This window comes from Streptantibioticus cattleyicolor NRRL 8057 = DSM 46488 (assembly GCF_000240165.1).
In the GTDB taxonomy this organism is placed as follows: Bacteria; Actinomycetota; Actinomycetes; order Streptomycetales; family Streptomycetaceae; genus Streptantibioticus; species Streptantibioticus cattleyicolor.
The window spans coordinates 3,356,776-3,382,045 of record NC_017586.1; the positions used below are offsets into that span (position 1 = coordinate 3,356,776).

The following is a 25,270-nucleotide window of genomic DNA, read 5'->3' on the forward strand; positions in this document are numbered from 1 at the left end:
CCCCGACAGGCCGGGCGCGCCCCGGCGGACGGTCAGCGGGCGCCCGGGTCCTGCTCCCGGAAGTCGGAGCCCTCCCGGTGCTCGGAGGTGGAGAAGTCCGGGCTGGAGAAGCGCGGACTGCTGTAGTCGGGGCTGCTGAACCGGGGCGCCCCGGAGTCCGGTTCCTCATGGCCGGGACCGGTGAAGCCGGGCCGGGAGTAGCCCAGCCGGGGCGGTGGCAGCAGCCCGTCGTCCTCCTCGGCCCCGGGGTCCTCCGGCACCGGCGGCGCCCCCGCGCCGGCCAGCACCTCGCGCAGGAACGGCAGCATCCCGCGGTGCAGCAGCGCGGTGAGCCACGCCTCCCGCGCCGCTGTCAGATCCGCCTGCTCCCCGGGGCGGGCGGCCCGGGTGGCGGACGAGCTGTTGCGGACCGCCGCCAGCACGATGCTCACCGCCCCGACGACGACGCCCAGCCCGGCCACCGCCAGGAAGAGCCAGCCGGCGGTGCGCAGCGGTGCCCCTATGGCCGGCTCCGGGTCCATCGCCGCCAGCACGTAACCCACCAGCAGGAAGATGAGCCCGGCGGTGCCGGCCAGGATCGGGGTGAGGACGGCGACGGTGGGCAGGACGCCCGCGCCGGAGGTGTGGTCGCCGGCGCCGCCGCCCGCCGTGACGGGCCCGCGGTTCCCCGTGCCGCCCGCCGCCTCGGCCCGCAGCCGTGCGCGTACGGTGACGTAGCTGAGGTACTCGGCCGCGGCGCACGCCGAGATGGCCGCCGTCGCGCTCAGCGCCATGGCGCGCAACTGCCCGGTGCCGAGCCGGGTTCCGGGAACGGCGGGGTCCTCCGCCGTCATGCGCAGCGCCTCGTCGAGGACCCGCTCGAAATCCGGGACGTCCTCGGTGAGCAGGTGTGAAGCGCCTTTCATGTACATCCCCCGATGCTCCGATCTCCGGCGGTCCGGGCCGGGCCGCCCGGGCGGGCGGGGGTGCGGAACCGGAGGCGAGCCTGTGACGGACAACCCCGATGGTAGAGCGCCGGAGTGAGGCGGTGACAGAGTGTTTCCGGAAATTGGGGGCAACGCGGCTTCGGTGCGGTAAAGCCGGATCACCGACCGGGCCGGTCCCGGCCGCGTCGCGCCCGTACGGGACGGCCTCAGCCGCGCAGCGGGAGTTGGGCCACCAGCAGCCGGCCCTCCATGGTGACGCCGCCGTCCATCGCCAGCGCCAGGTCCTCGGCGTACAGATGGGGGCCGGTCACCACGGGGGCGCCGCCCTCGTTCTCCTCGTCCACCTCGCCGAGCAGGTACGGGATCGGGCTGTGGCCGTGCACGACCCGGCCGCCGCCGTAGGCGTCCAGCAGCTCGCGGGCGGCCGTCGCGCCGGATTCGCCGCGGAAGGCGAAGCGCTTGGTGAACTTGCGGAACAGCTCCCAGCACTCGTCCGCGTCCGACCGCTGGAGCACGCCGGTCACCGCGTCGTTGACCTCCTCGATGCTGGAGCCGTACTCCAGGTACGCGGTGGTGTCGGAGTGCAGCAGCAGGTGGTTGTCCTCCAGGGCGATCGCGTCGAGACGGGACATCCACGCGATGTGGTGGTCCTGGAGGCGTTCCATGTCGGTGGGCTGGCCGCCGTTGAGCCGCCAGGCGGCGAGGAAGGAGGCGGTGCCGGCCGCGGAGTTGACGGGCGTGTCGTCGAAGCGCTTGGCGCCGATCAGCAGCAGTTCGTGGTTGCCCATCAGCGCCTTGGCGTAGCCGCCGGCCGCCGCGGCCTCCGCGGAGAGCTGCATCACCAGGTCGATGACGCCGACCCCGTCCGGCCCGCGGTCGGTGAAGTCGCCCAGGAACCACAGCCTGCTCTGCCCCGCCGACCAGTGGCCCTCGGCGTCGATCAGGCCGCGCTCACGCAGCGCCGCCTTCAGCTCGTCCAGGTAGCCGTGGACGTCGCCGACCACGTACAGCGGCCCGGGCGGACCGCTGGGCTCGTGGTCGCCGACCGTGGTCAGCCGTACCGTCGGGTGGTCCTCGACGGGGCGGAGCACGGGGATGTCGTGCGCGGTGGGGGTGTACTCCGCCGGCGGCACCGTGGCCCCGGCGGGCTGCGGCGCCCCGGCCGGCGGCGTGGTGGCGGCCGGTACGTACGGCTGGTCGGGCTCCCCTGGCTGGTAGGGCTGGAACGGCACCGGGGGCACCGGTGGAACGGGGTGCTGGGCGGCCGGGACCGGGGCCGGGGCGGGCGGCTGGGGTGCGGCCGGAGGCGGCGCGGGCTGCTGCGCGCCGGGGGTTTGCGGGGGGCGCCAGCCCGCCGAGGTACTCGTCACGGGCGTTACGGGTCCTTGACCGGCCCCCTGAGTCATCGACCCCTCCACCATCGCGCCGCTGTGCACCGGTGGCGCGCCCGGCGCGGCCTGCGCCGACGCGTCCTGCGGTGTCATCCGCCCATCATAGGAACGCCGCTGTCGCCGTGCGACGCACCCGCCACCTGCCAATTGGGGCGCTGCCGACAAATCGCGCGAAAATTTCCGGCCCGGACCGCCCGAAGCGGGACCGGGAGCCGTACCCGAAGTGGGGACACGGCCCAGCGGGACGACGCATCAAGGAGATGACGGGGGACGTGGCGGGCTCACGGTGGTGCGCGGCGGGCGCCGTTGGGACGAGGCGCGCACGATCAGTTCGGTCGGCATCACCTGCTCGACCGGCTGCCGGCCGCCGCACCCCTCGATCGCGTCGATCAGCAGCTGGACGACGGCGGTCCCGATGCGCCCCGGCTTGAGCGACAGGGTGCTGATGGGCGGTTCGGTGGTGGCGTAGGCGGCCCGTTCGCTGCAGCAGACCAGCAGCAGGTCCTCGGGCACCCGCAGCCCGTAGCGGCGGGCGGCGGCCAGCAGGTCGGTGCCGTTGGGGTCGAAGAGCCCGTAGACGGCGTCCGGGCGGTCCGGGCGGGCCAGCAGCCGGTCGGCGGCGACCGCGCCGGCACACGGGTCGTGCGCGGGGTACGCCTCGTACACCGGCTCCTGGCCGACCCGCCGGCACCAGGCGAGATAGGCCGAGGTGGACAGCCGGGTGTAGGTGTCGGTGCTGGTCCCGGTGAGCAGGCCGATGCGGCGTGCGCCGGCCGCGGCGAGGTGGTCCAGGATGCCGAGGACGGCCTGCTCGTGGTCGTTGTCCACCCAGGCGTGCACCGGCAGGTTGCCCGCCGGGCGGCCGTCGCTGACCACCGGGATGCCCTGGCGCACCAGGTCGGCGACGACCGGGTCGGCGTCCGAGGGGTCGATGACCACCGTGCCGTCCAGCGCCACGTTGCTCCACACGTCGTGGCGGGAGGACGCGGGCAGGATCACCAGCGCGTACCCCCGGGCGAGGGCGGCGGAGGTGGCGGCCCGGGCCATCTCGGCGAAGTAGGCGAACTCGGTGAAGGTGAACGGTTCTTCCCCGTAGGTGGTCACCGTCAGCCCGATCAGGCCCGATCTGCCGGTGCGCAGCGTGCGCGCGGCGGCGGACGGGCGGTAGCCCAGCCGGTCGGCGACCTCGCGGACGTGACGGCGGGTGGCATCGGGCAGCCGGCCCTTGCCGTTGAGTGCGTCGGAGACAGTCGTGATCGAGACCCCGGCCGCGGCGGCCACGTCCCGGATCCCTGCGCGCTCCAACCGGCGACCGGAGGCCCGGCTCGCCTGGTGGTTACCTGCTGCTGTCATGGCGAGGCTGATAGTAGGGCTCGGGAGCGTCCGCCACAGGGGTGACAAACCGCCCTTCCGCAGTGACGTTTATGCAAGACGAAACGGGCTTTTCACCCTCACGATGCCAGGCGGTGACCCCGGATCACATGAGGTGTGGGGCATCGGCACACGGTGGAGTCGTCGGACGGTGCCGTTGCACCCCTGTCAGCACCTCACCTGTACGAGGGATGCGCGCCAGAGCGCACGCCACCAGCGCGCATCTGTGAGATTCGACCCTCCCGCTACCCGTACGCCCCCTCATAAGGTGTGGGACAAGGGGGTCGGCGGGCCACGAGCCCGTACCGGCTCCAGGGGCCGCGGGCCACGAGCCCGTGCCACCCACGGGGATGGCGGAAGGTCGAGGAGGACCTGGTGACTGAAGCACAACCGAAACTGCGTGCCGCGCTCGACGGCATCCCGGTGTACAAGCCGGGGCGGCCCGCCGTGTCGGCCGGCGGCGCGCCCGCGTACAAGCTGTCCTCCAACGAGAACCCGTATCCGCCGCTGCCCGGGGTGCTGGAGACCGCGCTGGAGACCGCGCGCTCCCTGAACCGCTACCCGGACCTGGCCTGCTCCGCCCTCACCGCGGAGCTGGCCAAGCGGTTCGACGTGCCCGAGTCGCACATCGCCACCGGCACCGGCTCGGTGGGCATCGCCCAGCAGCTCGTCCAGGCCACCGCGGGGCCCGGCGACGAAGTGGTCTACGCCTGGCGCTCCTTCGAGGCGTACCCGATCGTCACCCAGATCGCCGGGGCCACCTCGGTGCGGGTGCCGCTGACCGACGGCGAGGTGCACGACCTGGACGCGATGGCGGACGCCGTCACCGACCGCACCCGGCTGATCTTCGTGTGCAACCCCAACAACCCGACCGGCACCGCCGTCCGCCGTGCCGATCTGCTCCGCTTCCTCGACCGCGTCCCCTCCGACGTGCTGGTGGTGCTGGACGAGGCGTACCGCGAGTTCATCCGCGGCGCCGAGGTGCCGGACGGCATCGAGCTGTACCGGGAGCGGCCCAACGTCTGCGTGCTGCGCACCTTCTCCAAGGCGTACGGGCTGGCCGGGCTGCGGGTGGGCTTCGCGGTGGGCCACGAGTCGGTGGCCGCCGCGCTGCGCAAGACCGCGGTGCCGTTCGGGGTGAGCCAGCTCGCCCAGGACGCGGCGGTGGCCAGCCTGCGGTCCGAGGACGCGCTGCTGGAGCGGGTGGAGGCGCTGGTCGCCGAGCGCACCCGGGTGCGGGACGCGCTGCTGGCGCAGGGGTGGACGGTGGCGCCCACCGAGGCCAACTTCGTCTGGCTCCGGCTCGGCGACCGCACCGGTGACTTCGCCGCCGCGTGCGAGCGGGCCGGGGTCGTGGTGCGTCCCTTCCCGGACGAGGGCGTCCGCGTGACGATCGGCGAGCGGGAGGCCAACGACATCTTCGTGCGGGTGGCGGGGGAGTTCCTGAAGGGCTGACCGCCCCGAAGAGCCGACTGCTTCGAAGAGCTGACCGCTGTGGAGAGCTGACCACGCGCCGCGGGAGCCGTTCCCGCGGCGCGTGTCCGGTGTCCCGCCCGGTGCGGGCGCCGTCGGCGGTCCGGGCCTGGGGCGGAAGCCCTGCCCGGGCCGCCTTTCGCATGTCCGTTCCCGGTGTCCCCTTCGCCCTCGTGACCTGCGCGATCCGCTGTGAACGGGCTCACGTACCCCCCTGTGCGACGACTCCGGGGCCCTGAGCCATACTGGGCTTGTGAATGTGAACGCTTTCACAAGCGCGCACACTCCGTTGATCCATGTCCCAGCAGTACGCCATCGATCCGGCTGCGACAGAAGGAGACCGACGTGGACCTGGCCCTGGCGCCGGAGACTCTGGCGCGGTGGCAGTTCGGCCTCACGACCGTCTACCACTTCCTGTTCGTCCCCCTCACGATCAGCCTGTCGGCCATCACCGCGGGCTTCGAGACGGCGTGGGTGCGCACCCGCAAGGAGAAGTACTTCCACGCCACGAAGTTCTGGGGGAAGCTCTTCCTGATCAACATCGCGATGGGCGTGGTCACCGGCATCGTGCAGGAGTTCCAGTTCGGCATGAACTGGTCGGACTACTCGCGCTTCGTCGGTGACGTCTTCGGCGCCCCGCTGGCCATGGAGGCGCTGCTCGCGTTCTTCTTCGAGTCCACGTTCATCGGGCTATGGATCTTCGGCTGGGACAAGCTGCCCAGGAAGGCGCACTGCGCGTGCATCTGGATCGTCTCGCTGGGGACGGTGCTGTCGGCGTACTTCATCCTCGCCGCCAACTCCTGGATGCAGCACCCGAACGGCTACACCCTCAACCACCACACCGGCAAGGCGCAGTTGACCAGCATCTGGACGGTGCTGACCCAGAACACCGCGCTGGTGCAGGCGGCCCACACGCTCACCGCCTCCTTCCTCACCGGCGCCGCCTTCGTGGTCGGCATCGCCTCGCTCCACCTGTGGCGGGCCAAGCGGGCGCAGCGGGCCGGCCGGGAGACCGACCCGAAGAAGATCGGCGTGATGCGCAGCTCGCTGCGGACCGGACTGGTGCTCGCGGTGATCTTCGGCCTGGGCACCGCGGTCAGCGGCGACAGCCTCGGCAAGGTGATGTTCGAGCAGCAGCCGATGAAGATGGCCGCGGCCGAGGCGCTGTGGGAGACCCAGGCCCCCGCCCCCTTCTCGGTCTTCGCGGTCGGCAACGTGGCCAAGGGGCACAACACCGTCGAGCTGTCGGTGCCCGGGGTGCTCTCCTTCCTGTCGCACAGCAACTTCCACGACGCCGTGCCCGGCATCAACGACGTGGCCAAGCAGGAGGCCGCGAGGTTCGGCGGGAGCCCCAAGGACTACATCCCCAACATCTTCGTCACCTTCTGGGGATTCCGGCTCATGATCGGCTTCGGGATGTCCTCCTTCGTCGCCGGGCTGATCGGGCTGTGGACCACCCGCCGCAAGCGCTGGCTCGACCCGCGGTTCCGCACCGGGGACCACGAGGTGCCGCGGCTGATGCTGACCCGGCGGCGGGAGATGAGCGACTTCTTCACCACCTGGTCGTGGCGGATCGGCGTGTTCACCATGGGGCTGCCGCTGATCGCCAACTCCTTCGGCTGGATCTTCACCGAGATGGGACGCCAGCCCTGGGTGGTCTACGGGCTGATGAAGACCCGGAACGCCGTCTCGCCCGGGGTCGGCAGCGCCGACGTGCTCATCTCCATCGTCGTCTTCGCGGTGCTCTACGCGGTGCTCGCGATCGTCGAGGTGCGGCTGATGGCCCGTTACGCCACCGCCGGGCCCAACACCGACGAGCTGCCGCCCGTCCGCGACCCCCGGCTGCGCGGCCCCCGCGACCCCGGCGCCACCGACGGCGACGGCGGCACCGCGGACGCCGACAAGCCCCTCGCCTTCGCCTACTGACCCGCGCCACGGCAACGGGAACCGGAGCAATCGACCATGCACCTTCACGACGTCTGGTTCGTGCTGATCGCCGTCCTGTGGACCGGCTACTTCTTCCTGGAGGGGTTCGACTTCGGCATCGGCATCCTCAGCAAGCTGCTGGCCCGCGACGAACGCGAGCGCCGGGTGCTGATCAACACCATCGGCCCGGTCTGGGACGGCAACGAGGTCTGGCTGCTCACCGCGGCCGGCGCCACCTTCGCCGCCTTCCCCGACTGGTACGCCACCTTGTTCAGCGGCTTCTACCTGCCGATGCTGCTCATCCTGGTCTGCCTGATCGTGCGCGGCGTCGCCTTCGAGTACCGGGCCAAGCGGGACGACGAACGCTGGAAGCGCAACTGGGAGAACGCCATCTTCTGGGCCTCGCTGCTCCCCGCCTTCCTGTGGGGCGCCGCCTTCGCCGACATCGTGCGCGGCGTGCCGATCGACGCGTCCAAGAACTTCACCGGCGACCTCGGCGACCTGGTCAACCCCTACGCGCTCCTCGGCGGTCTGCTCACCCTGGTGGTCTTCACCTTTCACGGCGCCGTCTTCGCCGCGCTGAAGACGCTCGGCGACATCCGGATGCGGGCCCGGCGCGCCGCGGCCGGGCTGGGGCTGGCCGCGCTCGCCGTGGCGGCCGGCTTCCTGGCGTGGACGCAGGCGTCGCACGGCAACGGACGCAGCCTGATCACCGTGGTGGCCGCGCTCGTCGCACTGGCCGCCGCCTGGGCGGTGGGCCGGCGCGGGCGCGAGGGGTGGGCCTTCGCGCTCTCCGGGGTGGCCATCGCGGCCACCGTCGCCACCTTCTTCCTGGCGCTCTTCCCCAACGTGATGCCCTCCACCACCAACGCGGCCTGGAACCTGACGGTGGCCAACGCCTCCTCGGGGCCCTACACCCTCAAGGTGATGACCTGGATCGCCGGCTTCGCCACCCCGCTGGTCGTCGCCTACCAGGCGTGGACCTACTGGGTCTTCCGCAAGCGGCTGGGCACCCAGCACATCCCCGGTCCCGCCGTCCACTGAACCCCTCCTTCCCGACGGCCACCGCCGTCCTCCCGTCCCGACAACCACCCCCGCCGTTCCGCCACCCCGCGAGGCACCCATGCGACCCGTCGATCCGCGACTGCTCCGGTACGCCCGATCCACCCGCGTCTTCCTCGCCGCGACGGTGGCCCTCGGGCTCGCCGGGGCCGGCCTGGTGGTGGCGCAGGCCATGCTCATCGCCGGGATCGTGGTCGGTGCCTTCCAGCACCACGCCGGCCTCGACCGGCTCGCCGGCGACGTCGCCCGGCTGGCCGCCGTCGCGGCCGGCCGGGCGGTGGTCGGCTGGCTGACCGAGCTGGCCGCCCACCGCACCAGCGCCACGGTCAAGTCCGAACTGCGCCGCCGGCTCCTCGACCACGCCACCGCGCTCGGCCCCGGCTGGGCCGACGCCCGGCGCACCGGCGAGCTGACCACGCTGGCGCTGCGCGGCGTGGACGCGCTCGACGACTACTTCGCGCGCTACCTGCCGCAACTCGGGCTCGCCGTGGTGGTGCCCGCCGCCGTGCTGGCCAGGATCGCCACCGCCGACTGGGAATCGGCGCTGATCATCGTGGTCACGCTGCCGCTGATCCCGGTGTTCATGGCGCTGATCGGCTGGTACACCGAGGCGCGGACGAAGCGGCAGTGGCGGCTGTTGGCCCGGTTGTCCGGCCACTTCCTGGACGTGGTCTCCGGGCTGCCGACGCTGAAGGTCTTCGGCCGGGCCAAGGCGCAGGCCGCCGCGATCCGCCGGATCACCGACGACTACCGCCGGGCCACCTTGTCCACCTTGCGGGTGGCGTTCCTCTCCTCCTTCGCGCTCGAACTCCTCGCCACCATCTCGGTGGCGCTGGTCGCCGTCGGCGTCGGCTTCCGCCTGGTGGGCGGTGAACTCGACCTCTACACCGGGCTGCTGGTGCTGGTGCTGGCGCCGGAGGCGTATCTGCCGCTGCGGCAGGTGGGCGCCCAGTACCACGCGGCGGCCGAGGGGCTGGCGGCGGCGGACGAGGTCTTCGCGGTGCTGGAGACCCCGTTGCGCGAGCCGGGCCGTCAGGCGGTGCCGGACGTGCGCCGCGCGGAGCTGAGCGTGGAGCGGCTGAGCGTCACGCACCCGGGGCGCGCGGTGGCCTCGCTGCCGGAGACCACCTTCACCGTCGGCGCCGGTGAGACGGTGGCGGTCACCGGACCCTCCGGTGCGGGCAAGACCACGCTGCTCGGCGTGCTCCTCGGCTTCACCCCCGCGACCAGCGGGCGTATTCGGATAGCGGGCACGGACCTCACCTCCCTGGACCCCGACGGCTGGCGCTCCCAGATCGCCTGGGTGCCCCAGCATCCGTACCTGTTCGCCGGAACCGTCGCCGAGAACGTGCGGCTGGCCAGGCCGGACGCCACCGACGACGAGGTGCGTGAGGCGCTGCGCGACGCCCACGCCCTCGACTTCGTGACCAGCCTGCCACGCGGCACTGACACCCGGCTCGGCGAGGACGGCGCGGGGCTCTCCGCCGGGCAGCGGCAACGCCTCGCGCTGGCCCGGGCGTTCCTGGCCGACCGGCCGCTGCTGCTGCTCGACGAGCCGACGGCCGGCCTGGACGGGGAGACCGAGGGCGAGATCGTCGAAGCCGTCCGCCGGCTCGCCCGCGACCGCACGGTCGTCCTGATCGTGCACCGTCCCGCGCTGCTCGCGGTCGCCGACCGGATCGTCCGCATCAACGCCCCGGCACCGACGGGGGCCCCGGGGGACCGGTCCCTCGGCGCGGACGGTCCTGGTGCACGGGAGCGCGCGGGGGTGCCCGGAAGCGCGGAAGCGGCGCGGGACGAGGTTCACGACCGGATGTACGCGGGGGCGCGCGATGGTGTGAATGCGCCGGTATCGGTGACGGGGCCGACGGGTTCGCCGGATCCGGCGAACCGGGGCGGAGCCGGGGGCGATCGGGAGCACCCCGGGGGCGCACTGCGGCGGGTACGGCGGATGGCACGCCCCCTGCGCGCCCGCTTCCTGCTGGCGACCCTGCTCGGCGCGCTCGCCCTGGGCAGCGCCACCGGGCTGATGGCCACCTCCGGCTGGCTGATCTCCCGGGCCGCCCAGCAACCGCCGGTGCTCTACCTGATGGTGGCGGTGACCGCGACCCGCGCCTTCGGCATCGGCCGGGCGGTCTTCCGGTACGCCGAGCGGCTGGTCGCGCACGACGCCGTCTTCCGCGCCCTTGCCGATCTGCGGGCGGCCGTCTACCGGCGGCTGGAACGGCTGGCCCCGGCCGGGCTGCGTGACGTACGCCGCGGCGACCTGCTCTCCAGGCTGGTCGCGGACGTCGACTCGCTCCAGGACTACTTCCTGCGGCGGCTGCTGCCGGTCGGGGCGGCCGTGGTGGTCGGCGCCGGGGCGTCGGCGTTCCTGTGGTGGCTCCTGCCGGCCGCGGGCGCGGTGCTGGCGGCGGGCCTGCTGGTGGCGGGGGTGGCGGTGCCGGCCCTGTCGGCGGCGCTGTCCCGGCGCACCGAGGGGGAACTCGCCCCGCTCCGTGGCACGTTGTCGACGCGGGTGGTCGATCTGCTGGGCGGCGTCGCGGAGTTCACCGTCGCGGGCGCGCTGCCCCGGCGGGCGGCACGGGTGGCGGAGGCCGACCGCGGACTCACCCGGGCCGCGGCCCGTTCGGCTGCCGTGTCCGCGCTGGGCGCCGGGCTGATGGCGCTGGTCAGCGGGGTCACCGTGGCCGCCGCGGCCTGCGTGGGGGTGGCCGCCGCGCACGCCGGACGGCTGCCCGGGGTCGACCTGGCGGTGGTCGTGCTGACGCCGCTGGCCGCCTTCGAGGCGGTCGGCGGGCTGCCGCTCGCCGCGCAGTACGGCCACCGCGCCCGCCGTGCCGCGCACCGCGTCCACCAGGTTCTGGACGCCCCCGTTCCGGTGAGCGAGCCCGAGCGGCCGGCGCCGGCCCCCGAGTCCCCGTTCCCGCTGGGCGTACGGGGGTTGACGGTGCGGTACGCGGGACGGGAGCGGGCCGCGCTGGACTGCTTCGGCCTCACCCTGACGCCCGGTCGCCGGGTCGCGGTGGTGGGCGCCTCGGGGGCCGGCAAGACCACGCTGGCCCAGGCGCTGCTGCGGTTCGTGGACGCCGAACGGGGGACGTACACGCTCGGCGGTACGGAGGCGTCGCGGCTCGACGGGGACGACGTACGGCGGATGGTCGGACTGTGTGCCCAGGACGCGCACATCTTCGACAGCACGATCAGGGAGAACCTGCGCATGGCGCGTCCGGACGCGGACGACGCGCTCCTGCGTGCCGTTCTCGCGGACGCGCGCCTCCTCGGATGGGTGAATTCGCTCCCGGAGGGTTTGGACACCTTCGTGGGCGAGCACGGTGCCCGCCTCTCCGGCGGCCAACGGCAACGCCTCGCCCTGGCCCGGGCCCTGCTGGCCGGCTTCCCCGTCCTCGTCCTGGACGAGCCCGCCGAGCACCTCGACCTCGCCACCGCCGACGCGCTCACCGCCGATCTGCTGCGGGCCACAGCGACCCGCTCCGCCGAAGGGCGCGCCACCGTACTGATCACCCACCGCCTGGCCGGACTGGCCGGGGAAGGCGCGGTGGACGAGATCGTCGTGCTCGACGAGGGACGGGTGGCGCAGCGCGGCGGTTTCGCCGAACTCGCCGCGGCGGACGGCCCGTTCGCGCGGATGCTGGCGAGGGAACGCGAGGCGGAGCCGTTGCGGTCGCCGGTGGGGGTCGGTTGAGGGCGGCCCGGCCCGGCCCGGCCCGGCCCGGCCCGGTAAGGGTTGCGGGCGGGTGAACGGGGGGCGCGGGAGGGCGTGCGGGGTGGGTGGTCGGCGGGTGGGGTGTTGCTGAGGCGCACGGGGGCGTTGTGGGGGCGTACGGAGACTTGCGCGCCGGAGTGTGCGCCGGGCGTTTCCGGGGTGGCTGAGGTGGAACGTTTCGCCTCAGCCGTCGGCCCGGTCGACTCCGCCGGCCTCGTCAGCGGGCTCAGCGGGCTCAGCGGGCCAGGATCTCCTCGATGGCCTGGGCCACGCCGTCCTCCTCGTTGGCCGCCGTGTGGTGCGTGGTGGCCGCCAGCACGTCGGGGTGGGCGTTGGCGACCGCGTAGGAGGTGCCCGCCCAGCCGAGCATCTCCAGGTCGTTCGGCATGTCACCGAAGGCGACCACCTCGTCGGCGCCGATGCCGCGATCGGCGCAGCAGCGGGCCAGCGTGGTCGCCTTGCTCACCCCTCGGCCGCTGATCTCCAGCAGCGCGGACGGGCTCGACCGGGTGAACTCCGCGTGGTCACCGGCGGCGTTCCGTGCGGTGGCCAGGAAGACGTCCGGGTCGGCCGAGGCGTGCTTGGCCAGCAGCTTCAGCACCGGCTCCGCCGGGCGCGCGGCCAGCAACTCCTCCGCCGGGCCGACCATCGAGTCCGGTTCGGCCCACAGCGCGTCGTACTCGGGCTCGTACTGGAAGCTCCCGGTGCGCTCGATCGCGAAGCAGGCCCCGGGGACGGCCGTCCGCAACGTCTCGACGACCGCGCGGGCATCCTCGACACGCAGCGGGTACGCGGCCAGCAGCCGCTCCCGGTGCAGGTCGTAGACGCCGGCCCCGTTGGCGCAGATGGCCACGCCGTGGCGGGCGGTGTGCTCGGCGACCACGTCCATCCAGCGGGCCGGGCGCCCGGTGACGAAGAACACCTCGATACCGGCCTCCTCGGCCGCCGCCAGGGCGGCCACGGTGCGCGCGGAAACGGTCTTGTCGTCCCGCAGCAACGTTCCGTCCAGGTCGGTCGCGATCAGCCGGGGCTTGGGCGGCTCGGACCGCCCGGCGGCATCCCGCGGGGTGTGTCGAGGCGTCGGACAGGTCGAGGTCACGGGGACCATACTGACGCAACGAGGTGCACAGGTGTGCGGTCGGGGCGCGAGGGGGTGACCGCGCGCCGGGCGGCGCCGGGGTTTTCGCGGTGGTGCCGTAGGTGCTTCCGGGGCGGCGGGGGCGGGTGGGGTTGGGCCTGGTGGTCAGGGTGCTGGGGCTTCGGTCCGGTCCGGGAGGCGGCGCCGCGATGGCGTGCCCGTACCGTTCTCGCGGGGCGGTCACGGTGCGTATGCCGCTGTTCCGGTGCGTCACTCCGGAAGGCGTGGCCGGTCAGGGGCGTGAAGAGTGATCTTGCGCGGGGGCCGCGCCGAGGTTTTCGTGGTGGTGCCGTAGGTGCTCCCGGGGCGGCGGGGCGTGGGGGTTGGGCCCGGCGATCATGGCACTCGGGCCTCCGTTCCGGCCGCAGGAGACGGCGCCGCGTTGGCGTGCCCCGTACCGTCCTCGCGGGGCGGTCACGGTACGTATGCCGTCGTTCCCGGGCGTCACTCCGGCAGGCATGGCCGGTCAGGGGCGTGAAGCGGGTGACCGCGCGCCGGGGCCCCGAGGGTTTCCCGGTAGTGCCCCTGGGGCGCGGCGCCGGGCTCGGGGGTTATGGCGCTCGGCCTCCGTCGCGGTCCGCTGGAGACGGCTCCCCGTGCCGTCCTCGCGGGGCGGTCACGGCGCGCACGCCGCCGTTCCGGCGGCGTCACCCGGCAGGCGTGGCCGGTCAGGGGGCTGATCGCGGAGCCGTGGTCTTTTCCGCGCCGTCCGAGGGGGAACGTACGCTCGGGGGCATGCGACTGAGCACTGTGATCCTTCCCGTCCACCCCTGGCAGCGGGGGCGGGAGCTGTGGACGGGGGCCGAGCAGCTCGGGTTCCACGCCGCGTACACCTACGACCACCTGTCGTGGCGGTCGTTCCGGGACGGGCCGTGGTACGGCGCGCTGCCGACCTTGACCGCGGCCGCCGGGGTCACCTCCACTCTGCGGCTGGGCACGCTGGTCACCTCGCCGAACTTCCGGCACCCGGTGACGCTCGCCAAGGAACTGATCACCCTGGACGACATCAGCGGCGGACGGATCACGCTCGGCATCGGCGCCGGCGGCTCCGGCTTCGACGCCACCGCGCTCGGTCAGGAGGCGTGGACGCCCCGGGAGCGCGCCGACCGGTTCGGGGAGTTCCTGCCGCTGCTCGACCGGCTGCTGACCGAGGACGTGGTCTCCGCCGAGGGCACCTACTACCCGGCCCACGAGGTCCGCAACATCCCCGGCTGCGTGCAGCGCCCCCGGCTGCCGTTCGCGGTGGCGGCCACCGGTCCGCGCGGCCTGCGCCTCGCCGCCCGGTACGGCCAGGCGTGGGTGACCTACGGCGACCCGCGCGGCCCCCGCGACGTGGCCGTGGAGGACTGCCCCGGGGTGATCCGCGCCCAGCTCGGCAAGCTGGAGGCGGCCTGCGCCGAGGAAGGGCGCGACCCGGCCGGGATCGACCGCGTCCTCCTCCAGGGCTCGACCCGGGAACGCCCGCTGGAATCCGTGGACGCCTTCGTGGACTACGCCGGCCGCTACGCGGAACTGGGCATCACCGAGATCGTCCTGCACTGGCCGATCCCCGACTCGGTGTACGCCGCCGACCTGGCGGTCTTCGAGAAGATCGCCGTCGACGGTCTGGCGCAGCTGAACGGCTGACCTCCAACGGCGCCCCTCAGCGGATCCGGCTGCCGAGCCAGCGGTTCAGCGGCCCGAATATCGTCTCCTTGTACGTCTCGTCGCCGGGCAGCGGCACCACGAGCTGCTGCCGCGGCGGCCAGAAGCCCACCTTGACGTGGGCGAGGCCGCGGTAGAGCACGCTGAGGAAGGCGGGCACCGAGTCCCACGGGACGTCGTGGAACGGCACGCCCTCCACCGTGATCAGCGCGTCGCCCTCCGAGAACAGCTCGACGCTGACCCGGGGCGATCCGCCGAGTTCGCAGAACGCCTCGTGCGGGAGGCTCCCGTCGGGGTCGGTCACCGCGAACGCCCCCGCCGACAGGCGGCGCCCCGACCGGTCGGCGCCGATGTCGTGGGTGACCTCCACCTCCCGCGCGTACTCGGCGGCCACCGCGCGTACCGCTTCGACGGCCGCCTCGGTGCTGGCCAGGCGTGGTCACGTCATGGTTCCCCCTTCGTCGTGGCGCCGCCCTCAGCTTCGTGCGCCCTCGTCGTCCTCATGGTGCGGTCGCGGCCGGCGGCCCGCCGCGGCGAGGTCGTCCATGGTGCGCGCCCGTACCTCCCGTTCGGCCGCCGCCGCGATGAACGCCGCCGTGTTCCGGGCGCCCACCAGTGCCCGCACCGAACGGACCGTCCCGGCGGGCAGCGCCACCGGCACGGTGTCCGGCACCCCCGATGCCCACGGCGGACCGGCGTCCCGCGCGCCGGGCCCGGCGACGGTCGCCGGGCCCGTGACGGTCGCGGGGCCGGCGAGGGCGGCCGGCAGCGGCAGGTCACCGAGGTGGCGCTGCACCATCCGGGTCGCCAACGTCCGCATGGCGCGCGCCAGTTCGGCGTCCATCGTCTGCTGGGCCAGCGGTCGCAGTCTGCGGACCAGGCCGGCCGCCTCAGTGGCCTCGTCCTCGGTCGGCGGGTGGTCCAGGTAGCGGTGGAAGACGTGCTCGGTGGTGAACTCCAGGAAGCGTTCGGCGATGTGCTCGACCTGGCCGCGCAGCTCCCGCAGATGCCCGGAGATCGCCGACAGCGGTACCCCGGCCGCGTACAGCTCGGCCGCCGCCGCCAGCTCCAGCGGGCTCGGCACCAGGAACTCCGCCGCGTCGGCCGCCGCGCCCCCCTCCTCGGCCCCGGGCTCCGTCACGGGTTCGAGCACGCCCAGCTCGACGGCCTCGGCGATCGCCCCGTCGTCGGCGACCCCGCCGAACCGCGCTATCAGATCCGCGCGGCCGATCCTGGCCGGCCGTTCGTCCGACCAGGGCCGGTCCACCTCGCTGACCAGGCCCAGTACCCCGCCGAGCCCGGTGCCCGCGTCCCACGCCTCCAGCAGCTCCTTGATGCTGGCCAGGGTGTAGCCGCGTTCCAGCAGCTCGCCGATCTGCCGCAGCCGGGCCAGGTGCTCGGCGCCGTAGACGTTGGCCCGGCCCCGCCGCTCCGGCTTGGGCAGCAGCCCGCGGTCCTGGTAGGCGCGGATGGTGCGCACCGTGGTGCCGCTGGCGTGTGCCAGGTCCTCGATCCGGTAGTCCGGCCGCGCGGCCGGTGCGGCGGTCCGCGGCGCCCTCCCGGGAACGTTCCCGGGCACCGTGTCCTCGGCCACGACGGCCTCCTTTCCCTCGGCGCCCGAAGCCTTCCGTCGCTCCGGTGCGCCGCACTCGCCTTCGCGGCCGTCACGTCCCGGGCCGGACCGGACCGGTTCCCCGGCACCTGCCGCGGTGTCCTACGAGACGGCCGCCCGGGCCACCGCGCCGGCCGCCGCCCGCGCGGCTGGGGACGTGGCCAGGTAGGCGACGGCGTTGCGCAACGACCCCTCCTGGGAGGGATGGTACGACCGCCGCAGGTAGCGGGGGATCGCCGCGCCCAGCTCGCCCCAGGTCGGCAGCAGTCCCTTGCGGACCGCCTTGTTGTGCTCACGCAGCGTGTACCCGAGCCGGCCCCGCAACTGCGGATCGTGGCGTATGAGGTACGCCGCGCCGAACGCCCACAGCCACAGCAGCACGGGTGCGGTGACCGCCATGCCGTACACCCGGCGCAGATAACGCGGCAGGCCGCTGCCGCCGGCGTGCTGGTACATGTCGAACGCGACCGCCCGGTGCTCGACCTCCTCGGCGCCGTGCCAGCGCAGCAGGTCCAGCATGACGGCGTCGGGGTCGGCCCGGTCCAGGCCGTCGGCGCGCAGTATCCAGTCGCCGAGCACCGCGGTGAACTGCTCTATCGCCGCTATCAGCGACAGCCGGAAGCGCAGCCACTCACGCCGCGACAACGGCAGCCCGGCGGGCGGTTCGTCACCGAGCAGCACGTCGAACATCCAGTCCACGTGCCGGGTGTAGGGGTGGGTGTCCAGGCCCTGCTCGGCCAGGTGGTCCAGGACGTAGGAGTGCTGGACGCTGTGGGTGGCCTCCTGGCCCATGAACCCCTTGACGTCGCCCAGCAGTTCGGGGTCGGTGACCAGCGGCAGCGCCTCCTTGAAGACCTTGACGAACCACCGCTCACCGGCCGGCAGCAGCAGGTGCAGGACGTTGATGACATGGGTGGCGACGGGCTCGTCCGGGATCCAGTGCAGCGGGGTGTCCCGCCAGTCGAACGAGACACGGCGCGGCCTTATCGGGTACGGGGTCGGGGTGTGCATGGCGGACGGTCCTTCTCGTGTCGGGCTCGGTACCGTGCGGGCGGGCGGATCACAGCGGCGGGTCGAGCCGGGCCAGCGCCCGGATGGCGGCGGGGGAGAGCCGGGAGAGCAGCCGGGCGCCGCGGGCCTCGGGGGTGACCGGGACGACGGCGGTGTTGTCGAGCACCCCGCGCAGCAGGGCGGCGGCCACCTTCTCCGGCGGGTAGGCGCGTATGCGGTACAGCCGGGAGGACTTGGCCCGCATGCGTTCCTGCTCCTGGTCGCTGACGCCGGTGAAGCGGGTGGTGGCGGTGATGTTGGTGTCGACCAGGCCGGGGCAGACCGCGGTGACCCCGATGCCGTGCGGCGCCAGTTCGGCCCGGAGGCATTCGCTGAGCATCAGCACCGCGGCCTTGGAGGTGCTGTAGGCGGGCAGGGTGCGGGAGGGCAGGTAGGCGGCGGCCGACGCGGTGTTGACGATGTGCCCGCCCTGACCGCGTTCGGTCATCCGCTGTCCGAAGAGCCGGCAGCCGTGCAGGACGCCCCACAGGTTGACGTCGAGCACCTTGCGCCAGTCGTCGGCGGTGGTGTCCAGGAAGGAGCCGGCCAGCCCGATCCCGGCGTTGTTGACGAGCACGTCGACCACGCCGTGGCTGTCGGTTACCCGGTCGGCGAGCTTCTCCATCGCCCGCTCGTCGGAGACGTCGGTGACCTCCGCCCAGGCTTCGGGGGCGCCCAGCAGCCGGGACAGCTCGGCCGTCCTGGCGGCCCCCTCCGGGTCCCGGTCGACGGCCACGATCCGCGCGCCCGCCTCGGCGAAGGCGTACGCGGTGGCCCGGCCGATCCCGCTGCCGGCGCCGGTGACCAGGACGAGCTGTCCGGCGAACCGTTCGGCGGCGCGGGCCGTGAGCCGTTCGGCGGCCGACGTCCGGCTCCGCGCGCCGGGCCGGCCCGTGCGCCCGGCGCCGGACCCGGCCGGTGCCGTCTCCGTCGCGGCCCCGGTGGACGTCCCCTCGTGCGCATCGGCGAACTCGGCGATCCACGCGGCGAGTTGATCGGGCCGGGTGCGGGGGACCCAGTGCTTGGCGGACAGCGTCCGGCGGCGCAGCCCCGGCGCCCAGCGCTCCAGGTCGTCGTAGAGGCGTTCGGAGAGGAACAGGTCACCGGAGGGGGTGATCAGCTGCACGGGGACGTGGGCGTAGGCGTCCGGGCGCGGGCGGCGCAGCCGTTCCCGCACGTTGTCGCGGTAGAGCCAGGCGCCATGGGCCGCGTCCTGGCGCAGCGACGCGGTGGGGTAGCCGGCGTCCTCGGGGAGGCGTTCGACGCGGGCGAGCATCGCGGGCCACCGCCGCCCCAGCACGCCGCGCCACGCCAGCTCGGGGAGGACGGGGGTGTGCAGCGCGTAGACGTACCAGGAGCGGGCGCCCTGGCCGAGGAGCTGGGCGGTACGCCTCGGGGTCGGGCGGGCCACGCGTTCCTTGATCCAGTGGCCGAAGTGGTCGAGGCTCGGGCCGGACACGGAGGTGAAGGAGGCGATCCGGCCCTCGGTGCGGCGCACGGTGGCGAACTCCCAGCCCTGTACCGAGCCCCAGTCGTGGCCGACCAGGTGCACCGGGCGGTCGGGGCTGACCGCGTCGGCGACGGCGAGGAAGTCGTCGGTCAGCTTCTCCAGCCGGAACCCGCCGCGCAACGGCTCCGGCGCGCTGGACGCGCCGTGTCCGCGCACGTCGTACAGGACCACGTGGAAGCGGCCGGCGAGGCGGTCGGCCACCGGCTGCCAGACCTCCTTGCAGTCCGGGTAGCCGTGCACCAGGACCACGGTCGGCCGCGCCGGGTCCCCGTATTCGGTGACGCTCAGGTCGACCGTGCCGGAGCGTACGACGCGGTGGCGGCCGGTTGCCGGGGCCGTGGTGGACGCCTCGGTGCCGTTGTCGTGCCCGGTCATCTCTCCCCCTGTCGGACGGTGGGTCATGCGGCGGTCCCGGTGGCGGCCCGGGAGGTGGCGGAGGGGTGCGCCCGCCACCGCTTGACGTGCGGAAGGTCGTCGTCGAGCCAGAAGGCGCTCTCCGCCGGGTCGGCCGAGTCGGTGACCACGAGGATCTCCTCGAACTTGGCGCCGATGCCGCGGAAGCCCAGGTGCGGCTCGACCGCCCACAGCCCGGGGTGCGGCGGGTGGTCCGACATCCGGTAGGGGCTCCACAGCGGTGACCAGCCCTCACGGTGGCCGCGCAGGGCGTCCTTGGCCAGCCCGCGCAGGCTCTGGGTGCCGAACCCGGCGACATGCGGTGACCAGCGGCGCTGCCGTACCCGGTCGACCTTGTGGGCGATGACGCCGAACGGGTAGGCCCGGTGCCGGTTGGTGTAACCCTGCCGGGCCATCAGCCGGTCGACGTCCTCGTATATGTCGCGCAGCGAGCGGCGCTGCCGTACCTGTTCGAGTATCAGCTCGCGGTGGGCGCGCAGGTCGGCGAGGAGCCGGTCGTGCAGGGGATGGGGGCCGAGGCGGCCGGAGTAGCCGATGTCGGCGGTGAACCCGCCGTGCACGGGGGCCAGGTCGAGGATGAACGGCATGCCCGGCTCCAGCCGGCGCGCGGTGGGGAAGAACTGCGTCGGCACCTTGAAGCCGGTGAACGCGGTGCGGTCGCCGAACCAGGCGAACGGCAGGTGGAACCAGTCGCGCACTCCGCGCCGGGCCGCGCACTCGCGGAGCGCGCGGGCGGCCTCCCGCTCCGTGACGCCCGGCCGGAGCCCGGCGGCGACCTCCTCGGCGCAGGCGTACGCCAGGCGCTGCACCTCCCTGAAGCCCGTGAGCTCCGCCGCGGACACCCGTCGCGCGCCGGGTGGTGCGCTCGTGGTCGGTCGAATCCCCATCGCGCCGTCCCGTCCCCTCGGTCAGCCACTCCAGAACACTGACACCGATGAATGTGACAACGCTTCATGGCTGAGTCAAGGGGGTTGCGCGCAGCCTGTGGAAAACTCCCGTTTCGACGGCCGGTTCGACAACTCGCGCGAATTGCCCTGTGGATAACCGAAGAAGGCCCCTTTTCCGGTGCCACCCTGAAAGCGCTACGCCCCAGGGCGGCACCGACCCCTACGGGACGTGCGACCCGAGGCGTAGACGCCAACGCAACCTGGGGGTGACGACGTGGCCCTGAACGGCACCTACGGTCGGAACGTGACTGTCATCGAGACCGAGAGCCTGACCAAGCGGTACCCACGGGTGACCGCGCTGGACCGGCTGACCATGGGCATCGCCCCCGGCGTGACCGGGCTGGTGGGCGCCAACGGGGCCGGCAAGTCGACGCTGATCAAGATCCTGCTCGGGCTGGCCCCGGCCACCGAGGGCACGGCGTCCGTCCTCGGCCTCGACGTCCGCACGCACGGGGCGCAGATCAGGGCGGGCGTCGGCTACATGCCGGAGCACGACTGCCTGCCGCCGGACGTGTCGGCCACCGAGTTCGTGGTCCACATGGCCCGGATGTCGGGGCTGCCGCCCACCGTGGCGCGGGAACGCACCGCGGACACGCTGCGCCACGTCGGCCTGTACGAGGAGCGCTACCGGCCGATGGGCGGCTACTCCACCGGCATGAAGCAGCGGGTGAAGCTGGCCCAGGCGCTCGTGCACGACCCGCGGCTGGTCCTGCTGGACGAGCCCACCAACGGCCTCGACCCGGTGGGCCGGGACGAGATGCTGGGGCTGATCCGCCGGGTGTGGACGGACTTCGGCATCTCGGTGCTGGTCACCTCCCATCTGCTGGGCGAGCTGGAACGCACCAGCGACCACATCGTCGTCATCGACGGCGGCAAGCTGCTGCGCTCCTCCTCCACCCGGGAGTTCACCCAGGCCACCGCCTCCCTCGCGGTCGAGGTCACCGACAGCGACCGGCACCCGGACGGCACCCGGGCCACCCTCGACGCGCTGGTCGCGGCGGGGCTCACCGCCCAGGCCGACGGCCACCGGCTGCTGGTCGACATAGCGGACGAGTCCACCTACGACATCGTCCGGGACGCCGTCGCCGGTCTCGGGCTCGGACTGATCCGGATGGAACAGCGGCGCCACCGCATCGCCGAGCTCTTCACCGACCGGGACGCCGCCGCGCGGCCGCGCCCCATGGAAGGAGGCGGCCGGGATGCCGCATGAGTCCGTCGGCGCCACCGGGCGCCCCGCGTCCACCGCGCCCACCCCGTCGGCACCCGCGCCGGCCGACCCGCGCGGCGACTCGCGGATTCACGACATCGGCTACCGCCACTACGACGGCGAGCGGCTCGGCCGTTCCTACGTGCGGCGCTCGCTGTTCACCCAGAGTCTGCGCGGTGCCTACGGGCTGGGCCGGTCGGCCAAGTCCAAGGTGCTGCCGATGATCCTGTTCGCGGTGATGTGCGCCCCCGCGCTCGTCATCGACGCGGTGGCGATCTACACGCACATGACCAAGCTGCCGATCCAGTACACCAGTTACCCGATCTACCTCCAGGCGGTGATCGGCCTGTACCTGGCGGCGCAGGCGCCCCAGTCGGTCTCGCGCGATCTGCGGTTCAAGACGGTGCCGCTGTACTTCTCGCGGCCGATGGAGCGGGTGGACTACGTGGTCGCCAAGTTCGGGGCGATGGCGTCGGCGCTCTTCCTGCTCACCGGTGTGCCGCTGCTGATCCTGTACATCGGCGCGCTGCTGGGCAAGCTCGACTTCGGCGCGCAGACGGCCGGGTTCGGCAAGGGGCTGCTGGGGGTGGCCCTGCTGTCGCTGCTCTTCGGCGGCATAGGGCTGGTGCTGGCCGCGCTCACCCCGCGCCGCGGGTTCGGGGTGGCGGCGGTGATCGCCGTGCTCACCATCTCCTACGGCGCGGTCTCCAGCATCCAGGGGGTCGCCTTCGAGCAGGGCAACCACGCGGTCATCGGATGGCTCGGCCTGTTCTCGCCGATCACCTTGATCGGCGGGGTGCAGAGCTGGTGGCTCGGCGCGCAGTCCGAGTTCGTCGGTGGCCAGGGACCGGGCAGCGCCCTGGCCGGAACCGTCTATCTGCTCGTCGTGCTCGGCCTGATCGCCGGCTCGTTCGCCCTGCTGATGCGCCGCTACCGAAAGGTCGGGCTGGGATGACCACGATCTCCATCGACAACGTCTCGCGCTGGTTCGGCAACGTCGTCGCGGTCAACGACGTGACCATGACGATCGGCCCCGGGGTCACCGGGCTGCTCGGGCCGAACGGCGCCGGGAAGTCCACGCTCATCAACATGATGGCCGGCTTCCTGCCGCCGTCCACCGGCACCGTCACCCTGGACACCACCCCGGTCTGGCGCAACGAGCAGGCGTACCGGCACATCGGCATCGTGCCGGAACGCGAGGCGATGTACGACTTCCTCACCGGCGCCGAATTCGTGCTCGCCAACGCCGAGTTGCACGGCCTGCCCGACCCGGGCGCGGCGGCGCGCAAGGCGCTGGCGACCGTGGAGATGGAGTACGCCCAGGGCCGCCGGATCGAGACCTACAGCAAGGGCATGCGGCAGCGGGTGAAGATGGCCTCCGCCCTGGTCCACGAGCCGTCGGTACTGCTGCTGGACGAGCCGTTCAACGGGATGGACCCACGGCAGCGGCTCCAGCTGATGGACCTGCTGCGCCGGATGGGCGCCGAGGGGCGCACCGTGCTCTTCTCCTCCCACATCCTGGAGGAGGTCGAGCAACTGGCGCGCCACATCGAGGTGATCGTCGCCGGCCGGCACGCCGCCTCCGGGGACTACCGCCGGATACGCCGGCTGATGACCAACCGGCCGCACCGCTACCTGGTGCGCTCCAGCGACGACCGGGCGCTCGCCTCGGCGCTGATCGCCCACGGCTCGACCAGCGGCCTCGAACTCGACGCGGCCGAGTCGGCGTTGCGGATCCAGGCGGTGGACTTCGCGGGCTTCACCGAGCTGCTGCCCCGGGTCGCCCGGGAGCACGGCATCCGGCTCTACGAGGTCTCACCCTCCGACGAGTCGCTGGAGAGCGTCTTCTCCTACCTGGTCACCGCGTGAGCGGCCAACCGGGCCCCGCGTAAGCCACCGTCCCCACCGCTGTCACAGCCGCCATAGGGAGTGTCCGACCCATGTCCTCGGTGTATCACCCCACCGTCGCCCGGCTCACCTACCGGGCCCTGCTCGGCAGGCGCCGGGCACTGATCCTGTGCGCCCTGCCGCTCCTGCTGCTCGTCATCTCGGTGGCCGTGCGGGCCTTCAGCGGGGCCGACGACGCCACGGCACGCCAGGTGCTGGAAGGGTTCGCGCTGGCCACGATGGTGCCGTTGATCGGCGTGGTGGCCGGCACCGGCGCCATCGGGCCGGAGATCGACGACGGTTCGATCACCTACCTGATGGCCAAGCCGGTGCGGCGGCCGACGATCGTGGTGACCAAGCTGCTGGTGGCGATGGCCGTCTCGGTGGCGTTCGCCGCGATACCCACCTTCGTGGCGGGGCTGATCCTGGACGGCAACAGCCGGCACCTGGCGGTGGCCTTCGGGGTGGCGGCGGCGGTCGCCTCGCTGGCCTACAGCTCGCTGTTCCTGCTGCTGGGCGTGGTCACCCGGCACGCGGTGGTGGCCGGTCTGGTGTACGCGCTGGTGTGGGAGGCGCTGGTCGGCAGCCTGGTGCCGGGGGCCAAGACGCTCAGCGTCCAGCAGTGGGGGCTGGCCCTGGCGCAGAAGGTGGCCGACGCCGGAGCGGTCTCCTCCGACGTCGGGCTCGGTACCGGGATCACCTTGCTGGTGGCGGTCACCCTGGTGGCGGCGGGGCTGGCGGCGAACCGGCTGCGGTCGCTGACGCTGGCGGGCGAGGAGTAGGACGGGGGACTACCGGCGCCGGGGGCCGCACCGCCCCCCGGCGCCCCGCCGCCCCGTCACCTCACGCCGCCCGGGCGTTCTCCCCCCGCGCCACACCACCGGGGGCGGTGGGTCAGGAGGCCAGGGCCTTGAGGACTTCCTTGAGCACGGTCTGGTTGTAGGGCATGGAGACGTGCGGGGTGTGGTCGTTGGGGTCGATGTCCTGGAGGACGATGTTCTTGACGTAGTGGCCGTCGCCGCCGTTGAGGGCGCACGAGGTGTAGGGGGTCACCACGTCGTCGTACTGGGTGGCGATGACCGTGTAGCGGACGCCGTCGGTGGTCTCGCCGAGGTCGGCCAGTGCCTTCTGGAACGCGTGGTCGTGCTGGAGCTGGGGCCAGGCGGGGATGACGGTGCCGACGGCGCCCTGTTCGACGAGTTCCTTGGCGCCGGGGATCTGGCGGGCGAGGTTCATCAGGCCCTGGGCGGTGATGCCGTGGTTGCTGGGGGAGATGCCGATGAAGTTGCGGACCTTGGGGCCGCCGCCGAGGGCGTTGAGGTAATAGCGGGGCATCATGCCGCCCTGGGAGAAGCCGACCATGTCGACCTGTTCGGCGCCGGTGCGGCGGAGGACCTCGTCGACGAATTCGGCGAGTTGTTTCGCGGATTTCTTGATGTCGCCGAGCCCGAAGATCACCGGGTTGTTGTACTGGCCGTAGTCGAGGCGGAAGACGCGGTAGCCGTTCTGCCGCAGCAGCGGGGTGGCAGAGGTCCAGGTGTAGCCGCGGTTGCCGAAGGTGCCGTGGACCAGGACGACCGGGCGCGGGTGCTCCTTGGGCAGGGGTTTGTCCCAGTCGTCGGCGCCGCCGTCGACGTCCACGGTGGAGATGAAGCCGGCCCAGCCCGCCTGGGCGACGCTGTGCAGCCGGTGGGGGGATTCGGTGATGTCCTTGACGAGGTCTTCGCTGTTGAGCCCGGGGATCTTGGGGTTGAGCAGACTCATGGCTGTCCCCTTTCGAAGGAAGGCCGGGGGTGCCGACCGGTGCATCAGTGTTGCTTCCAGGAAAGGGGGAGTGCGATCACTCGATCGGGTAGTAAATTCACTCGATCGTGTAAGTAGTGCTCGTCAATTCGGCTCTGCCGCGTAGCCTTGTCGGCCGCGCCGCCCGGTGGCACCCGTCCGCCCGGCCGCCACGCCCGACGCCCGGACCACACATCCGCCAC

19 protein-coding genes are annotated in these 25,270 nt (G+C 73.1%); 9 read left to right on the forward strand and 10 right to left on the reverse strand.

The annotated features are described in order from the left end of the window. Positions 1-32: 32 nt before the first annotated feature. From SCATT_RS14975 to SCATT_RS14985, 3 genes are all read right to left on the reverse strand, one after another. The gene (locus SCATT_RS14975) at positions 33-905 is read right to left on the reverse strand and encodes a hypothetical protein (RefSeq protein WP_014143917.1); all 873 of its coding nucleotides are present in this window, start codon (positions 903-905) and stop codon (positions 33-35) included. A 227-nt stretch (positions 906-1,132) separates the two neighbouring features. Continuing rightward, positions 1,133-2,347 carry a metallophosphoesterase gene (locus SCATT_RS14980; protein ID WP_065762375.1) on the reverse strand — a complete coding sequence of 405 codons (1,215 nt, stop codon included), beginning with the start codon at positions 2,345-2,347 and terminating at the stop codon, positions 1,133-1,135. Positions 2,348-2,569: 222 nt separating this feature from the next. Next, a complete protein-coding gene (locus tag SCATT_RS14985) occupies positions 2,570-3,670 on the reverse strand; it encodes a LacI family DNA-binding transcriptional regulator (protein WP_078590750.1) in 1,101 nt (366 codons plus the stop codon). 393 nt (positions 3,671-4,063) lie between these two features. Here SCATT_RS14985 and hisC point away from each other — a divergent pair, with 393 nt between their 5' ends. From hisC to cydD, 4 genes are all read left to right on the forward strand, one after another. Beyond that, a complete protein-coding gene (gene hisC / locus SCATT_RS14990) occupies positions 4,064-5,143 on the forward strand; it encodes a histidinol-phosphate transaminase (RefSeq protein ID WP_014143920.1) in 1,080 nt (359 codons plus the stop codon). Between the two features lie 363 nt (positions 5,144-5,506). Beyond that, the gene (locus SCATT_RS14995) at positions 5,507-7,087 is read left to right on the forward strand and encodes a cytochrome ubiquinol oxidase subunit I (protein WP_014143921.1); all 1,581 of its coding nucleotides are present in this window, start codon (positions 5,507-5,509) and stop codon (positions 7,085-7,087) included. Positions 7,088-7,123: 36 nt separating this feature from the next. Continuing rightward, entirely contained in the window at positions 7,124-8,131 is a 1,008-nt protein-coding gene (gene cydB / locus SCATT_RS15000; RefSeq protein ID WP_014143922.1) for a cytochrome d ubiquinol oxidase subunit II, read from the forward strand. Between the two features lie 79 nt (positions 8,132-8,210). Next, the gene (cydD, locus tag SCATT_RS15005) at positions 8,211-11,855 is read left to right on the forward strand and encodes a thiol reductant ABC exporter subunit CydD (protein ID WP_014143923.1); all 3,645 of its coding nucleotides are present in this window, start codon (positions 8,211-8,213) and stop codon (positions 11,853-11,855) included. A 256-nt stretch (positions 11,856-12,111) separates the two neighbouring features. Here cydD and SCATT_RS15010 read toward each other — a convergent pair whose 3' ends face one another. Then, entirely contained in the window at positions 12,112-12,984 is an 873-nt protein-coding gene (locus SCATT_RS15010) for a Cof-type HAD-IIB family hydrolase (RefSeq protein ID WP_202446677.1), read from the reverse strand. A 765-nt stretch (positions 12,985-13,749) separates the two neighbouring features. Between SCATT_RS15010 and SCATT_RS15015 the strand changes: the two genes are divergently transcribed. Then, a complete protein-coding gene (locus SCATT_RS15015) occupies positions 13,750-14,640 on the forward strand; it encodes an LLM class flavin-dependent oxidoreductase (protein WP_014143925.1) in 891 nt (296 codons plus the stop codon). Positions 14,641-14,656: 16 nt separating this feature from the next. On the opposite strand, the gene SCATT_RS15020 is transcribed toward SCATT_RS15015, so the two are convergent. From SCATT_RS15020 to SCATT_RS15040, 5 genes are all read right to left on the reverse strand, one after another. Continuing rightward, positions 14,657-15,052, reverse strand: a complete 396-nt coding sequence (locus SCATT_RS15020; RefSeq protein WP_014143926.1) for a hypothetical protein — start codon at positions 15,050-15,052, stop codon at positions 14,657-14,659. Between the two features lie 81 nt (positions 15,053-15,133). Further along, a complete protein-coding gene (locus SCATT_RS15025) occupies positions 15,134-16,252 on the reverse strand; it encodes a MerR family transcriptional regulator (RefSeq protein ID WP_014143927.1) in 1,119 nt (372 codons plus the stop codon). 120 nt (positions 16,253-16,372) lie between these two features. After that, positions 16,373-17,281, reverse strand: a complete 909-nt coding sequence (locus tag SCATT_RS15030) for a metal-dependent hydrolase (RefSeq protein ID WP_014143928.1) — start codon at positions 17,279-17,281, stop codon at positions 16,373-16,375. Between the two features lie 49 nt (positions 17,282-17,330). Further along, complete coding sequence (locus tag SCATT_RS15035) at positions 17,331-19,205, reverse strand: SDR family oxidoreductase (protein WP_014143929.1); 1,875 nt, start codon at positions 19,203-19,205, stop codon at positions 17,331-17,333. Positions 19,206-19,228: 23 nt separating this feature from the next. Beyond that, complete coding sequence (locus SCATT_RS15040) at positions 19,229-20,131, reverse strand: M24 family metallopeptidase (protein ID WP_042507574.1); 903 nt, start codon at positions 20,129-20,131, stop codon at positions 19,229-19,231. 304 nt (positions 20,132-20,435) lie between these two features. Here SCATT_RS15040 and SCATT_RS15045 point away from each other — a divergent pair, with 304 nt between their 5' ends. The 4 genes from SCATT_RS15045 to SCATT_RS15060 all read left to right on the forward strand — a co-directional run bounded on the left by SCATT_RS15045 (position 20,436) and on the right by SCATT_RS15060 (position 24,067). Then, positions 20,436-21,401 carry an ABC transporter ATP-binding protein gene (locus SCATT_RS15045; RefSeq protein WP_173405639.1) on the forward strand — a complete coding sequence of 322 codons (966 nt, stop codon included), beginning with the start codon at positions 20,436-20,438 and terminating at the stop codon, positions 21,399-21,401. Beyond that, complete coding sequence (locus tag SCATT_RS15050; RefSeq protein WP_014143932.1) at positions 21,391-22,353, forward strand: ABC transporter permease subunit; 963 nt, start codon at positions 21,391-21,393, stop codon at positions 22,351-22,353. Before SCATT_RS15045 ends, SCATT_RS15050 begins: the two co-directional genes overlap by 11 nt. Continuing rightward, positions 22,350-23,267 carry an ABC transporter ATP-binding protein gene (locus SCATT_RS15055; protein WP_014143933.1) on the forward strand — a complete coding sequence of 306 codons (918 nt, stop codon included), beginning with the start codon at positions 22,350-22,352 and terminating at the stop codon, positions 23,265-23,267. The genes SCATT_RS15050 and SCATT_RS15055 overlap by 4 nt, the downstream gene beginning before the upstream one ends. Before the next feature lie 71 nt (positions 23,268-23,338). Next, positions 23,339-24,067, forward strand: a complete 729-nt coding sequence (locus SCATT_RS15060; RefSeq protein ID WP_014143934.1) for an ABC transporter permease subunit — start codon at positions 23,339-23,341, stop codon at positions 24,065-24,067. Between the two features lie 112 nt (positions 24,068-24,179). On the opposite strand, the gene SCATT_RS15065 is transcribed toward SCATT_RS15060, so the two are convergent. Further along, positions 24,180-25,049 (reverse strand): alpha/beta fold hydrolase, encoded by an 870-nt coding sequence (locus SCATT_RS15065; RefSeq protein WP_014143935.1) that lies wholly within the window; start codon positions 25,047-25,049, stop codon positions 24,180-24,182. Positions 25,050-25,270 lie beyond the last annotated feature (221 nt).